The sequence below is a fragment of the Spirulina sp. CS-785/01 genome (assembly GCF_028330525.1).
In the GTDB taxonomy this organism is placed as follows: Bacteria; Cyanobacteriota; Cyanobacteriia; order Cyanobacteriales; family Spirulinaceae; genus JAQMSD01.
This window is the reverse complement of record NZ_JAQMSD010000316.1, coordinates 20,225-33,558: the sequence shown is the minus strand read 5'-3', so window position 1 is coordinate 33,558 and position 13,334 is coordinate 20,225. Positions and strand designations below refer to the sequence as shown.

Annotated in this window: 11 protein-coding genes and 1 pseudogene; 5 read left to right on the top strand and 7 right to left on the bottom strand. The window is 41.8% G+C overall.

From position 1 onward, the window contains the following. Positions 1-300: 300 nt before the first annotated feature. The 3 genes from PN462_RS21025 (at position 301) to PN462_RS21015 (ending at position 1,794) form a co-directional block, all read left to right on the top strand. The gene (locus PN462_RS21025) at positions 301-1,197 is read left to right on the top strand and encodes a hypothetical protein (protein WP_272130803.1); all 897 of its coding nucleotides are present in this window, start codon (positions 301-303) and stop codon (positions 1,195-1,197) included. 74 nt (positions 1,198-1,271) lie between these two features. Next, the gene (locus PN462_RS21020; RefSeq protein ID WP_272130802.1) at positions 1,272-1,493 is read left to right on the top strand and encodes a helix-turn-helix domain-containing protein; all 222 of its coding nucleotides are present in this window, start codon (positions 1,272-1,274) and stop codon (positions 1,491-1,493) included. A 103-nt stretch (positions 1,494-1,596) separates the two neighbouring features. After that, entirely contained in the window at positions 1,597-1,794 is a 198-nt protein-coding gene (locus PN462_RS21015; RefSeq protein ID WP_272130801.1) for a hypothetical protein, read from the top strand. A 13-nt stretch (positions 1,795-1,807) separates the two neighbouring features. On the opposite strand, the gene PN462_RS21010 is transcribed toward PN462_RS21015, so the two are convergent. Together PN462_RS21010 and PN462_RS21005 are read right to left on the bottom strand one after the other, a co-directional pair. Further along, the gene (locus PN462_RS21010) at positions 1,808-2,053 is read right to left on the bottom strand and encodes a hypothetical protein (RefSeq protein ID WP_272130800.1); all 246 of its coding nucleotides are present in this window, start codon (positions 2,051-2,053) and stop codon (positions 1,808-1,810) included. A gap of 91 nt (positions 2,054-2,144) precedes the next feature. Further along, the gene (locus tag PN462_RS21005; RefSeq protein WP_272130799.1) at positions 2,145-2,798 is read right to left on the bottom strand and encodes a nucleotide-binding protein; all 654 of its coding nucleotides are present in this window, start codon (positions 2,796-2,798) and stop codon (positions 2,145-2,147) included. A 352-nt stretch (positions 2,799-3,150) separates the two neighbouring features. Here PN462_RS21005 and PN462_RS21000 point away from each other — a divergent pair, with 352 nt between their 5' ends. After that, the gene (locus tag PN462_RS21000; RefSeq protein ID WP_272130798.1) at positions 3,151-5,442 is read left to right on the top strand and encodes a glycosyltransferase family 4 protein; all 2,292 of its coding nucleotides are present in this window, start codon (positions 3,151-3,153) and stop codon (positions 5,440-5,442) included. 28 nt (positions 5,443-5,470) lie between these two features. On the opposite strand, the gene PN462_RS20995 is transcribed toward PN462_RS21000, so the two are convergent. The 4 genes from PN462_RS20995 to PN462_RS20980 form a co-directional block, all read right to left on the bottom strand. Then, positions 5,471-5,857, bottom strand: a complete 387-nt coding sequence (locus PN462_RS20995) for a type II toxin-antitoxin system VapC family toxin (protein WP_272130797.1) — start codon at positions 5,855-5,857, stop codon at positions 5,471-5,473. Position 5,858: 1 nt separating this feature from the next. After that, positions 5,859-6,092, bottom strand: coding sequence for a hypothetical protein (locus PN462_RS20990; protein ID WP_272130796.1), 234 nt, complete (start codon positions 6,090-6,092; stop codon positions 5,859-5,861). 161 nt (positions 6,093-6,253) lie between these two features. Continuing rightward, the gene (locus tag PN462_RS20985) at positions 6,254-7,666 is read right to left on the bottom strand and encodes a tetratricopeptide repeat-containing sulfotransferase family protein (RefSeq protein ID WP_272130795.1); all 1,413 of its coding nucleotides are present in this window, start codon (positions 7,664-7,666) and stop codon (positions 6,254-6,256) included. A gap of 1 nt (position 7,667) precedes the next feature. After that, positions 7,668-11,879: a glycosyltransferase gene (locus PN462_RS20980; RefSeq protein WP_272130794.1), complete on the bottom strand. Its 4,212-nt coding sequence runs from the start codon at positions 11,877-11,879 to the stop codon at positions 7,668-7,670. 57 nt (positions 11,880-11,936) lie between these two features. Here PN462_RS20980 and PN462_RS20975 point away from each other — a divergent pair, with 57 nt between their 5' ends. Beyond that, complete coding sequence (locus tag PN462_RS20975; protein WP_272130793.1) at positions 11,937-12,881, top strand: glycosyltransferase family 2 protein; 945 nt, start codon at positions 11,937-11,939, stop codon at positions 12,879-12,881. Here PN462_RS20975 and PN462_RS23720 read toward each other — a convergent pair. Next, a pseudogene (locus PN462_RS23720) lies at positions 12,881-13,165 on the bottom strand (Uma2 family endonuclease); the annotation flags it as partial. The gene PN462_RS20975 and the pseudogene PN462_RS23720 overlap by 1 nt on opposite strands. Positions 13,166-13,334 lie beyond the last annotated feature (169 nt).

The window sequence follows — 13,334 nt, the reverse complement described above, 5'->3', positions numbered from 1 at the left end:
GCTCAATCTCAACAACTTCCCATTTATTTACCCAATCGTTTAGGCTGTGATGAAGCTGGAGGAGATTGGGAAACCGTAAGCCGTTTGATTTTGAAACATTGTCCAACTGCGCGAATTTGTGAGATTGATACCTAGTTTTTGCAAAAAACTGTATCACTGTATTGTTTTACTCTAGCCAACGAGTGAGTAAGAATTGGATATGATTTTTACTCACTCGTTGGGTGGGATGTGTTTGAGATAGTTATATCAAGAGAACAGTTGAGCTATCGCATTTGAGTATAGTGTTTTGGAAAAGAAGTCATGAAAGTTTTACAATGTCATAGTAAAGGAGATTTACGCTTTTCTCCCTTCTTTTGTCAAGTCAGTTTTGCAGGAGTTAAGAGAAGCATTGAGACTCATTATCAATGTGCAAAACGTTTTAAATTTGCTCCAATTCCTAAAAGTTGGAAAGAAGCCAAAGATTATCAAAAAGCCGGGTTTGAGCGATTAGGATTTCAATTACCGAATGGTTTATATTTACCTCCCGACACTTACGAGGTGCAAGATTTAGCCGTTCAATTTTATATTGCTTTATGGTATAAATATCTGCGGTTACATCCTCAGTTGATTGAATATGCGAGTCAGTTTGACGAATTTGAAGATATTTTTAAAGGACAGTTCCCTTTTAGTCAAGCTGATGTGATTCGACAAGCTGTTCAAGAAGGAATTGAAAGTTTAAAACCCTTGTGTAGTGATTTTCTGAATTTATGTTCTCACTTTATTCAGCAAGATATTTTGACCGTGCAAAAGGGAATTATCGTTCATCAGGTGGACTGTGAAGGAAAGATGCAATCGAAACTCGGCCAACGCATTCGTGAGAAATATCCCGCAGTGTATGAAGCCTATCTAGACTGGTATCACAAGGATAAAATGACGTTGGGTACAGTACAATTGGTGAAAATCCATCAAGACTTTTATGTGGCTAATTTAGCGGGTCAAGAGAAATACAGTCTATTCCGAACTCAGGCTTTCGGGTCTCATACCGATTATGATGCTGTACAAACGGGTTTAGTGGAACTCGAACATCAAGGGAAACAGTTGAACCTCAAGCCCTTCATTCCTTATCGGATGGGATGTGGTTTCGGAGGAGGCGAGTGGCGTATCGTCTGTGGTTTAATCCTGAAGCACTGTCCTTCGGCTTTGATTTGTAAGTGCTAAAGTCTATCCAGACAGGAGAGAATAGAAGATAATAGTTGTTATTCTCTCCTGTATTGTGAAGATAAATGTAGCCTATGCAGTCAATCCAGTCTTATTCCAGTTTGATTAAAGAATTACGGGAACGCTTACAGTTGTCTCAAGAGAGCTTGGCTCAACAGTTAGGCGTTTCTTTTCAGACCGTTAGCCGTTGGGAGCGCGGTCTGGCCAAACCGTCTCGGTTAGCTTTAAAAGTTTTGCAAGACCGAGTGGAAGCGATGGGCGAACGAGGTAGCGATTTGTTGACCTATTTTTCATAGGGAGGGTCTGCCACCGTCCCAGTCCTTTTCTATTTTTTCGTAAGGGAAATATTAATGGATGCGGTCTGCTAGGCGAGTGTAGCGGCGAGTATCACGAACTTGATTGAGCGCGATTGCGATCACGCAAGCACAGTCGGAGGCGATCGCGCAGCGTCCCCTAGGGAATCACTTTTTAACTGCCGATAACGATGGCCAATCGTCGGGCTTGAGTGAAGGGCATATGGCCAGAAACTCACTTCAACTCACTTCCCGGTCAAGGAGCAACCGGGTGAAGAAATGGAATAGTGTTTCTTTGAGCTAGTGTATAGATTTCCTTACTCAGAGTCTTTCTCCCGTTCGACTTTTTCCCAGAGTGCTTCAAGAAGCCACTGGTGACGACTAGGAGAAGGACGGCGGGCAGCAACAAGAGCATCAATAGACTGAAGGAGATCGGTCGGGATTCGTAGAGAAACATTGGTCGTTGAATTTTCAGTTGAACGGTTTTCTGTTTCTGTGGGTTCTGTACTCCCTTTCTTAATGAAATCATTAACGTCTTTTTGTTTTGGGCGTTTTTGAGGCATCTGTCTTAGTAGTCTGACCAGTCAATCAATTTAGTATTAGAATGATATCATTTTAATATTATTGTGAAACTAGAATAGTATTAAAATAATATTAGTTTGAGCTAAATATGATATCATAGAGAGCTTGAATTTCGCGGTTGGCTTTGAGATTGCGATCGCGGCCTGTTAATTCCACAACACTGAGACCTTGATCGGTAGCTCGACGAAAGGCTTTGCGATTAACAATCGCAGTAGGTATATACTCTAATTGAGGGTAATCTTGGGCGACGGCAATGGCTTCGGTATTGTCTCGGCTCGTGTGTTTGGGATCAGCACGATTCAAAATGCAGATGGCGCGGAGTTTTTCATTAAAAGCACGAGCTTCATCGAGGAGTTCTGATACGGAATCTAAGGTCCAGACATCAAAGGAACTGGGCAAAAAGGGAATGATGACTAGATCAGAAATAGAAAGGGCGGCGCGTTGTCCTGCGGTATCCCGGCCACCTACATCAATCAAAATATCATCATGTTTGGATTGAAGTTTGAGGATTTCTGAGCGTACTGATGCTCCATGCAGTTTAATGGCAGTGTAGCTGGTTAACTCTGGGTTTTCATTGCGAAGGAGAGAAAAATCTGAAGAAGACCCTTGAACATCTGCATCTACCAACAAAACATCTTTGCCCGCTTGCGATCGCATAATTACGAGATTAGTGGCTAGGGTACTTTTGCCAGCCCCTCCTTTGATCCCACCCAATGTTAAAATCATACTATTTTTGTATCAAAGTATTATCACTATAATACCAAAATCATACTGTTTTAATATAAAAATAGTTTTACTTTGATATCATTTTGATATCAAAATAGAATCAGAGAGGGGAAAGTGCCATCAGAGAAGTTTTGCCATGAAGAGAGGAATATGATGGATTAGGCAATAATATTCTCTATTGCAGCAATCTGCGCGTTCGTTGCATCATAGCCATAGATTTTGAATTGGTCAGTATAGAAGGGGATTGAGTAACGTTAAAGCGTAAACTAGGCAGTAAGCATGACAGAGAGAGACTCTAATCCTGTTTCAGTCATTCCCAGTAAGCATCCTCTCTCATAAATCCCAAACCCGCATGACTTTCCAACCCTCCTTTTCTCCCAACCTATCCCACCCCCCCCAGCAAGTGGCCGTCTTCGTCACCTCAGAGTATGAAGGCATTACCCACAATGGGGGAATTGGGACGTATTATCGCACCCTCAGTGAACAGTTCACGGCTGCCGGATTTTATATTATCTTACTGTTAGCCCAGACCTCAGAGCGATTTCAAGGAAAATCCAGTCAAACTGGACTCAACCAAGTTTTTTCTCTTACCGAATGTCCAGAGGTGTTGAACTTATCCCCTCAGCAACAGCAACTCCTCTCCCAGTTAAAACCTGAACAATGGGTTGATCGCCAAAATTACTGGGCATTATTTTTTATTCAGTCCATTGCTGCAACTTTCCCAAATGCCTATCTGTACATTGAGTTTCCTGAAATGTTGGGGTTAGGTTATCGTACCCTGCAAGCAAAACAAACTGGACTTTTAAACAAAAATTGTATCATTGCTGTCACCTTACACAGTGGTCAAGAATGGATGATTGAAGCCCATGGCCAGTATGTTTCCGCTGTCCCCCATTGGTTTTTATCCACCAGTCATTATGAACAATATTGTTTTAAAAATGCCGATTTAGCCTTCTTTTTATCCTATTTCCTCAAAGAAAAAGTCGAACAGTATGGCTGGAAAACGGATCATGCTTTACATCTTCCCCTTTGCTTTTCTGTCCTTCACTCGTCACCGCCGAACCCAGTAGAAAGAACAGACTTGCAAGAGCTTATCCAAAATAATAAAATTCCCCTCGTCTTTTTTGGACGCTTAGAAGAAAGAAAAGGACTCTTAACATTTTTAGAAGCTATTGAAAGTCTTGATTCTAGTATTATTGAGCGAATTTATATTATATTTTTAGGTAAAAATGTCCCTTTTCAAATCCAAGATTTCCAAAATTTAGACAGTAAACAGTATATCAAAAAAAGGTTAGAAAAAAACTATAACTATAGTATTGTAACCGACTTATTTCGTCAAGAAGCTATCAACTTTATTCGTTGTTTATCTCATCCTATTATATGTCTCACCAGTCATCAAGAAAACTTTCCCAATACCGCTTTAGAAATGGGACAATTGCCAATCAGTTTAGTGGTTTCCGATACGGGAGGATTTCGTGAAACCTTGAGTTTAATTGAACGAACCGCAGGTATTTATTGGTTTAGACCGAAAGACTCTAAATCTCTGTTACAAGCCTTATTACAAGCAATTTCAGCCTATCCAGAGGCATTAGAAACACCACTACCAAAGTTTTTTCAAGATATTAATCAATGCTTACTAGATAAAAGACGGAAATACATGACACAAATATTGGGACAACTTGAATTATCATCAGTTTATCTTCAAAAAGAAAGCCAACCGATAAAACTATCATCCGTTTCTCCTCAAAAAGAAAGCCAACCGAGACAGTGGCTATTAGGGATGACCTCAATGGAAGAACAGTGTTTTCTAGAAGATTATGCACGAAACACTTATTCCGGTCAAGGAGAAATCGTTGAATTGGGGTGTTGGTTGGGTTCATCAAGTATTTCTTTGGCTCAAGGATTAGAAGCGAATTCTAGAGTGACTCAAAAAAGCCAGCGTATTCATGCTTACGACCTATTCATTTGGTTTTCATTAGCCAATATGGAACAAAGTGTAATTGGTACTTCTTTAGAAGAAAAATATAAAGATGGGGATAGTTTCTTAGATGAATATTTAAACCGCATTACATCTTGGCAAAATCTTATTCAGGTTTATCCTGGCGATCTAACCCAACTCGGTTGGAATCAAGCACCGATTGAATTTTTATTCATTGATGCCATGAAGTCTTTTGAATTAGCTAATAGCATTAAGCAGAATTTCTTTCCAGTATTAATCCCCAATCTTTCTCTAGTCGTCTATCAAGATTTTGCTCATTTTCATACTTCTTGGATTCATTTAATTATGTATCGTCTGCGAGAGTATTTAGTTCCTATCGATCATCCTTTTATGTACTCATCAAGAGGTTTTCGTTATGTCAAACAAATTCCCGATCGCCTCTTAACAACGAATTGGTCTCTCGCAGATTTTTCAATAGATGAAGTAGAAGCAGCTTTCAATTATTCATTGGAGATTACACCAAAGTCAATGCAAGCCAACGTTATGGCGGCTAAAGTGATGTATTTTATTCACTCTCGAAAATTTGAGCGTGCGAGTTTAGAATTTAAGAAAGCCACATCACAATTAAAGTCTAATGAATGGCGGGAGTTAGTAGAGGTGCAAAAAACTGCTAAAAAGTATTATGCCCTTGATTTATTGAGTTAAATTAACAATTTCGGTAGTGAGATTTAGTTTATGGATAATTCAACAAGTTGAGATTAGAAATAAAACGGTAGTCTTTCTGGTTTTTGCTGAGTAGGGCAATATTTTCTGAAATGGCTGTTGCAGCAATGAGGGCATCAGGAATGAGTAGGTTATGGCTAAGATTGTAGGTTTGTATGAGTTGGATGGCGGTTTTAGAGATTATTTCGTTTAGGTGTAATCGATGCAATTGACTGAGAAATTGATTGAGGTGTTGCAATTCTATTTTGTTACGACAACCGACAATTAATTCCATTTCTGTAATACTGGAAATGTTGAGTTGATATTGTTGAGATTCTTGGGTAAGGCGTTTTTTTGCAGTGTTGTCGTTGTTGGCAATGTCGATTAAAATATCGGTATCGATGAGTAATTTCTGCATATTAGCGAGTCCATTGATTTTGACGAAGGTTTCGCACCCATTGTCCGCTATCTTGAGTTTCGGGTCGATCACTCCACATTCCGACAAAGTTTTGATTTTCTAGGTTGAATGGGACGGGTTGGGCTTGATTTTTTTCAGCTTTGGCTTTGAGGAATTGGACAAACTCGGCAACCCTTTGCTGGGATTCTGGAGATAGTTTTAGAATTTCAGTTTTGAGGGTTTCAATTTCAATCATGGTTAAGGTGTCCTGCAATCATTAATCAATCTATCTAATTTTACCAAATTGCGTCGTTAATAACACATTTGCTGGGTTTCACCACAAAGACACAGAGACAAGAATTGAACAAACTCGCAACCCTTTGCTGGGATTCTTTAGTAGGGCTGCGATTGATAACCTTACTCCCAAAAGAATTTTCTGCCTAAGTAGTCTTCTAATTGTCGGTTATGCGGTCGGAAGAAATCGGCAAGTTTTTGATAGAGTTCATCGCTAATTTGGGGATAAGAACTAGCATTATATTTAGGATAAGAATTAAGAGGATAATCGGGAATTTCTAAAAAGTCATAAACTTGTCTTAGAGTTTGCGCTGTATTATGATACAAATCTTCACTCCGCAAGATTAAAAACTGCTCTGATGAAAATAATGCCATCCATTCCTGAATAAAGTAAATGTATAAGCTAAACCATAAATATCCTCGTTCTGTCTGCCAATATTGAGTTAAAAGATTATCTGAGTCAGTTAATTGAGATAGGTAATTTATTTCTGAAGTAATAGCAACTTCAAGGGAACGATTTTCCAGCCCCATTCTACTCAACATATAATACTGAGAAATTGCTCGGTCAATGGGATGTCGGAGTAGGACAATTAACTTAATCTTCGGGAAAGTTTGATGAACTTTATCCGCTACACCATGACTCACTAAATACCAAGGGGTTGCTTCTCCAGTTTGGAAAGAACCACCAATTGGAAGAGGAGGGAATTGTGCTAAATACCACTCTAAACCGAGTTCAAAGTTGCTATTAAAAAAATGTAATTCTTTTTGAAAAGGACACAGGATTTTAGGATGTTCGGATAAGTATCGATAGACTGCACTCGTCCCCCCTTTTCCTATCCCAATAATGAGAAAATCTACTCGGGGAACTTTGGGACGATCGCGATAATAATGAGGATCGTACTTATTAAAATAAACCTTCTGACTCATACCAGTTTTAAAAGCAGCGATCGCTTCAGTGATTTTGCCCTGTTTGGTGAAAACATTGCCCATTACTGCATAAGCATCGGGAGAAACAGAAGGATGCTGCAATATCTGCTCGTAGAAACAAATAAAATTATCTAAATCAGGAATTTCAATTTGATCTAATCTCAGACTTGAGTTTAACAGTGAATGCGGCCACGTTAAAGCAGGATTATTTTCAATCAGAGCGAAACAAATATGAATTGCTTTTACAGTCTTTCCTTGGCGAAATAGCTCTAATATTTCTGTGTCCTTGTATTTTGTCGGAGTCATTGAGTTTAGTTGATCGGACTCAGAAGCAAAATTTTTTTTTACTGTCTCAACTCCAAGAGTATATTGAAGCATCTGCGATCCTTGATAGATTAGTCCCATTTTTTCTAACAAGCTCTGCAATATAGATAACTCCCACTCTAAATTTTGTCGTAAAGCCATTTTGCACACTTGTAAAGCGAGTTCAAATTCCCCCATTTCATCATACAAATGGGCAATTTTGTCGTAAAGAGAATAAGAGTTAGGATTTATTTTTAGGACTTGACGGTAATGGTCAATTAAACGCTGTTTTTGAGTTTCCCTCATTTTAAGATCGCTTGATCGCTTTTTTTAATAACAGTTTCAGTAACGCTTTGATGGATAGATCGTCAGGAGATGGAATTTTCGGCTGACTCACTACAGAGACTTGTTCCGGTTTTTGCTGCTGTAAGTATTCTGCAAGTAACGATAACGCCTCCTGTTTATTTTCCTCGGTAATTTTCAAAGAATCACTAATTTGATGGGAATGAATGGTGTTTTCAATTGCTGCGATAACTTCAGCTTGACTGGCGCAAATTTGGAATTTTGGGATGTTTTCTCCTTTCTCGATATCTTTTCTCATTTTATCCCAATACTCCCCCGCCTGATGGCGGGAAGCAGCCAATTGGTAATCTAAAAATTGACTAAATTTTTGCAAAAGTTGGGGAGAAAGTGAATTGTTGGAGGAAGATTGATAATCTAAAATTGCCAATTGAGGAAACTGCGATCGCAAAATCGGTAAAAAATAATAGACAATCTCTCCTCCCGAAATAAGAAGACTTTTAACTTGGCGAGACGCAATCAGATAACGGGTTAAAGCCAACCAATCAACCGGAGAAAATAAGTGGGGAAAATGGAAAATTTCGGGAGTCGCCGAATAAAAGAACTCTGCGAGAGAATGGTCTCCAGAAGACGTAGTAGCAATGACAATTTCATACCCTTGTCTTGCCAATTGCTGCACGAGTTCGCAATTCCAATGGGTGAGGTCGTTATTGTCTAAATTGGGACAGAAGAGGAGAAGGCGTTTTTCGGCCTCTACGGGATTGTCTGGAGACAAGGGAAGATTAAAGTAAAATGGGAGTTGCTCTGGTGGGGAAATGGGACGATCATTTCCCGTTTCACAAAGAGGAGGAGTTTCTGAGAGAGAATGAGCGATTGTTTCAGAGTAGCGAGACTGAATGGCTTGCATTTCTGCCTTAGCTGCTTCAAACTGTTGGGGAACAATTGTAGGAGTCGTTTGTTCTGTGGAACGATAACCATCGAGAAATTCGGGAATTGTCTCGCCTTTTTGCTGTTGGGATAGGGCCTTCAAACACCGTTCCCAGTCCGTAAACCATTGTAAGGACTCATCAAACCCTCCGACTTTGGTAAACTCCCTGAGACGATAGAGGGGGTGACTCCACATCCCTTCTTGAGAGAGGATGCGTTGGGGGTCACGCAAAGAAGCTGTCCACCAATGTTCTTCCCCTTGAAATACGATGGAATAGCTATTCACTAGGGAATATTCAGGATGACTTTCAAGGAAAAGAACTCCTTTTTCAAGATAAGTGGGGTCGAGAATGCTACCAATGCCAAGAAAACAGAGATATTTTCCTTTCGCTTGGGCTACAGCCCGATTATAACTGGCGGCTTTCCCTTGGTGTAGGGGTTGGGAGATGATGCGGATTTTCTCTGTCCTTTGGGATAGGATAGTTAATAATTCCTTCATTTCCTCCCTTACTGAACCATCATCGACAATTAACCATTCAAACTGGGGTAAGGTTTGATTAACCACTGTGCGATAGGTGGTTTCTAGGGAATAATATTCGTCGAAACAAGTGGAAATAATGGACACTAGGGGCGTTTTGGTGGGTTGAGGTTGGAAAAATCGTAGCTTTTGTCCAGCGATACGGCAGATACTGTCTTGAACCCCTGGAGTTTGATGAGACTGAGGTAAGGGTTGGAGGGGGTCTGAGGAAATACGACCCAGTTTTTGCTGGAACTGAAACCATTTATTGCGGAGTCGCCAAAATTTACTGCGCTGTATCTCTGCTAAGACAGTTTCTTGTCGTTGCCATTCCCACTCCGCTTTTTGATAGCGTAATAGCCAACTTTGCCATTGACTGTCCAGCCAGTCTTTTCCCTTTTGGAGTTCTTTGGTCCAAGTTTTGAGGTCGGTCAACTGAGTTTTGGTTTGGGTGAGTTCCTGATACAGTTGTTGGGCGGTTAGCTGCCAAGCGCGGTTTTGAGGGGTGGAGAAGTCCAGGTTGTTCAGGTTAGTGGGTTCGGGGTTGGAAGGGGTTTGCCGGAGTTGTTCAAACCCGGTCAGCAAGAGGTGAATTTGCCGTTTGTGCCAATGTTGGGGTTCAATTTGGGTGAGGTATTGGCGTAGGTAGTAGCGTTCTTGGGGTTGAAGGTCTGGGGTGATGCAGGGGGTATTTGCATGGATGCAATATAAGGGGTAGGGATAGTAGGCAATGGGGGTGTCGGTGGCTAAGGCGGCGGCGAACAGTTGCCAGTTTAAGGCGTGGATGTGGGGTTCGGTACTGTAGGGGAATTGTTGGAGAAATTCGGCTTTAAAGAGGGCGGTGAGGTCATGGGAGAAGGGGAATTCGAGGAGGTTGAGGAGGTTGCCGTCGATGAAGGTGATGTTTTCCGGTTCTCCGGTGGGGGTGAGTTGGGTGTAGGGACAGACGGCGATACTGGCTTCTGCGTGGGTGATGGCGGTGACGAGGGTGGCTAGGGCTTGGGGGTCGAGGGTGCGATCGCGTAGCGTCTCGGAACGAGAATCGCAGGTCAATGGTAAAATATAATCCGCCTCAAGTTGACTAATACCCTGATTATAGGCTTGACCAACGCTCAGATGATCCTTCACCCTGATAAACTTCGTATCCGGCCATTGAGTTTGGGCCTCAGTCACTTGGGCCATAATTTCCTTCGAGTCAGCATAGAGAACAACCCGTTGTAACGGTTGATAAGTTTGTTCTGCGAAATGCTGGAGGATGTCTAACAGAGGTTGAGTCGTTTGCCCATAGAACCAAACTAGGGCAACATTAGGCGTTTGGGGGGTTTTGGGGGCGTTAGCTAAAAAGGCTTCACTCATAAATTCTAAGCGTTGATTGAGTAAGGATTGATTGGTTTGAGTCAGAGTAGCTGTATCGGCAACCGTTGGCGGAGTTTGACGGTTGGCCAAGGCTTGGCAAAGGGTTTGGGCTAAGGCTTGGGGATGACTGGGGGGAAACCAATAAACTCCCGCCTGACGCTGAACTAAAGCTAAGGCTTCTCGCCATCCTTCAGCATCAGCGACAATTAAAGAAATGGGCAACTGTCCCATTTCTAAGGCCGTATTGGGAAAATTTTCTTGGCTGCTGGTGAGGCACACAAGAGGGTGGTCTAGTTGTTGGATGAGGTGTAGGGCTTCTAGACTAGAATAATGGGACTCAATGCGAAAATCGAGGGGTTCTAATGCTTGTTCGATATACTGTTGGCTATTGAGGTGAGAGAGTTGGGGAGATTGCAGTTGCACGACTTTCCCTAGAAAGATAATGTGCAGTTGTGCGGTAATGTGAGCAGGGAGAGAACGTAGGGCTTCGACAAAGGTTAATAGTCCTTTGCGTTCTTCTAGACGGGCAAAAAAGACGAGGGGAATTTTCTCGCTACTCGGAGGGGAGGGGGTGAGGTTATTGTCTTCTTTGTCTTGGGTGTTTTCTCCAGTAGGTGAGGGAGTCAGGTTATTGTCTTCTTCTCTCTTCTCTTGGGTGTTCTCTCCAGTAGGAGTAAGGAGGGGGATAAAGTAAGGTAAATGCTGAAGATGGTCTGTTTTGTAACCATATTCTTTGTATTTACTGGCAAGGAAGTGGGAAGGAGTGTAGGCGAGAGTCGCGTTTTCTAGGGAAAATTGTTCGTAATGATAGACTTGCCAAGACCATTGGGGGGAGTGGACTTGATATTGGCTGTTCCCTTCCCGTAACCATTCAAATGAACCGTGGGCAGTTACACCAAGCAAACAAGAATTGGGGAGTAAACCGCTTTGTTGGGCCTGAATGCTGCGGTAGCCAAAGCCCCAAATTTCGGGGAATTCTGCGTAAATAACGGCATCGGCTAGATGCTGGCTGAGGGCTTCTAGGAAGAAGAAGCTGCAATAACTGTCATAGTCAAAATTGTGAGGGTGGGAGGTTGGTTGGGTTTGGATTAGAATTTGCTGATGATGGGGTTGTAAAGTCAGAATTTGGGGAATGTCTTGGGTTGAGAAGGTGTGATGGACATTCTCAAAGGTGGCTTCACCCTGAAACGTTTGTTGAGTTTGACAGAGTAAGAGAATGATAGTCCAGTGTTCTTGTCGGAGTTTTTGGCTGAGTGTGGTGTAGTAAGTACCAATGCCACCGTTTTGAGAAAATCCTGTAAATTCGTTGGTGACGAGGACTGCGACTTTACTGGTGGCGGGGTCGAGGGTGGCTTGGAATTGGGGGTGTAATTTAAAAGTCGGTTGGGGGGGAGTATGATGGTTGGTGTCTGGGTTCATTCTCATCAAAGGGAACAGGGTTTTCTTAATTTTTATGCGCTAATCGTAGGCTAGGCAATGGTTCAATATCCTGTGTCAGTGATTCTCTGTACGGTAGAGCGAGGCAACTTTTTACATTATGTCATGGAGGAGGTACTATGGTTGCGGTCTTCCGTCTCAGAGTTAATTGTGGTGGTCAGTCCTTGCCAAGATGGGACAAATTCTATTCTTTGCAAGTATAAACCGTATATCGATCGCATTATTTACACAGCATTTAAAAATGTCAGTATTGCTCGAAATTTAGGCTTAAAGGCGGCTTCTCAAGAGATTGTACTCTATCTAGATGATGATGTAATCCCGTCTCAAGATTGGATACAACACCACGTCCAAGCCCATCAACAGGGAGGGAAGCGTTATGGTTGTGTAGCGGGAATTGTGATAGATTATCAGCGATCGACTACACCCGTACAGTTTGCAAGGGGGGTGAGTAGTTGTTGGAGTGAGAATTACCCAGTTTTATCGCCTCAGTTACAAAAACGTTATCTCTCTCGTCCAGAGTGGTTTCCGGGGGTGATGGGGGCAAATGCGTCGTATCAACGGAAAGCATTGCTGGAGATAGGGGGGTTTGATGAGTTTTTTGAGTATTTTCTGGAGGAGACGGATGTCGGTTTGCGCTTGTTGAAAGGAGGATATGAAATTACTTATATTGACGTGGCCATCACTCATTATGTGCAGCCGAGTCATAATCGGTATGACCGACTTCATTTGACTTGTTGGTATGCGTTGGCCAAAAATACCACGTATTTCGCTCTAAAACACCGATTACCCGACTATCCAGTGTTGCTGTTTTGGTTGCGGTTGGGGGGGTTGTTGGTTTATCGGTGTGGGTTGAGGATTTTACGTCTCAAGTGGACTCATGGTTTATCGAATGGAGTGTTGTTGGGCTATTTGCGGGAGTCTTGGTGTGGGTTTAAGGTGGGCTTAGAAGTGGGACTGGGGTTAAAAGTCGGAAAGGATATGTGAATTTGCTCCCTAACCCAAGATCGAAATGCTTTCATGGTTTGATTCCTGCCTTCAACTTTACTCCGTTCTAGATATTCAGGAATAATTTTCGTTAAAGAAAGTCTGGGAAAATGAGGACTTTCATCACATTGAATATAAACACCATCTTGCAGCACGTTAATTTCTAAACTTGTACCGTTAAAGCGCCAAAGTTCCCCGACTCCCAAGGCTTCATAATTGTTAAACCGAGTCCGGTATGTAATATCAATTTTAATGGCTAAATCTGGGGGTGGATCTATACTTAAAGAGTTACTTGCATATTGTTGATCTTTGTATGGGTTGATTGTTGGAATACCGCAATATTATTGTATCATTGCCCTTTTTTTTAAGGGGTAATATGAAATCCGCTTGATTTGTATTAAATCAATTTATTGTAAGCCTTATTGTAAGCCCTAAAGAGCTTACTACGAACTT

Coding starts and splice junctions, on each gene's coding strand:
- PN462_RS21025 (WP_272130803.1), top strand. CDS start 301: ATGAAAGTTTTACAATGTCATAGTAAAGGAGATTTACGCTTTTCTCCC.
- PN462_RS21020 (WP_272130802.1), top strand. CDS start 1,272: ATGCAGTCAATCCAGTCTTATTCCAGTTTGATTAAAGAATTACGGGAA.
- PN462_RS21010 (WP_272130800.1), bottom strand. CDS start 2,053: ATGCCTCAAAAACGCCCAAAACAAAAAGACGTTAATGATTTCATTAAG.
- PN462_RS21005 (WP_272130799.1), bottom strand. CDS start 2,798: ATGATTTTAACATTGGGTGGGATCAAAGGAGGGGCTGGCAAAAGTACC.
- PN462_RS21000 (WP_272130798.1), top strand. CDS start 3,151: ATGACTTTCCAACCCTCCTTTTCTCCCAACCTATCCCACCCCCCCCAG.
- PN462_RS20995 (WP_272130797.1), bottom strand. CDS start 5,857: ATGCAGAAATTACTCATCGATACCGATATTTTAATCGACATTGCCAAC.
- PN462_RS20990 (WP_272130796.1), bottom strand. CDS start 6,092: ATGATTGAAATTGAAACCCTCAAAACTGAAATTCTAAAACTATCTCCA.
- PN462_RS20985 (WP_272130795.1), bottom strand. CDS start 7,666: ATGAGGGAAACTCAAAAACAGCGTTTAATTGACCATTACCGTCAAGTC.
- PN462_RS20980 (WP_272130794.1), bottom strand. CDS start 11,879: ATGAACCCAGACACCAACCATCATACTCCCCCCCAACCGACTTTTAAA.
- PN462_RS20975 (WP_272130793.1), top strand. CDS start 11,937: ATGGTTCAATATCCTGTGTCAGTGATTCTCTGTACGGTAGAGCGAGGC.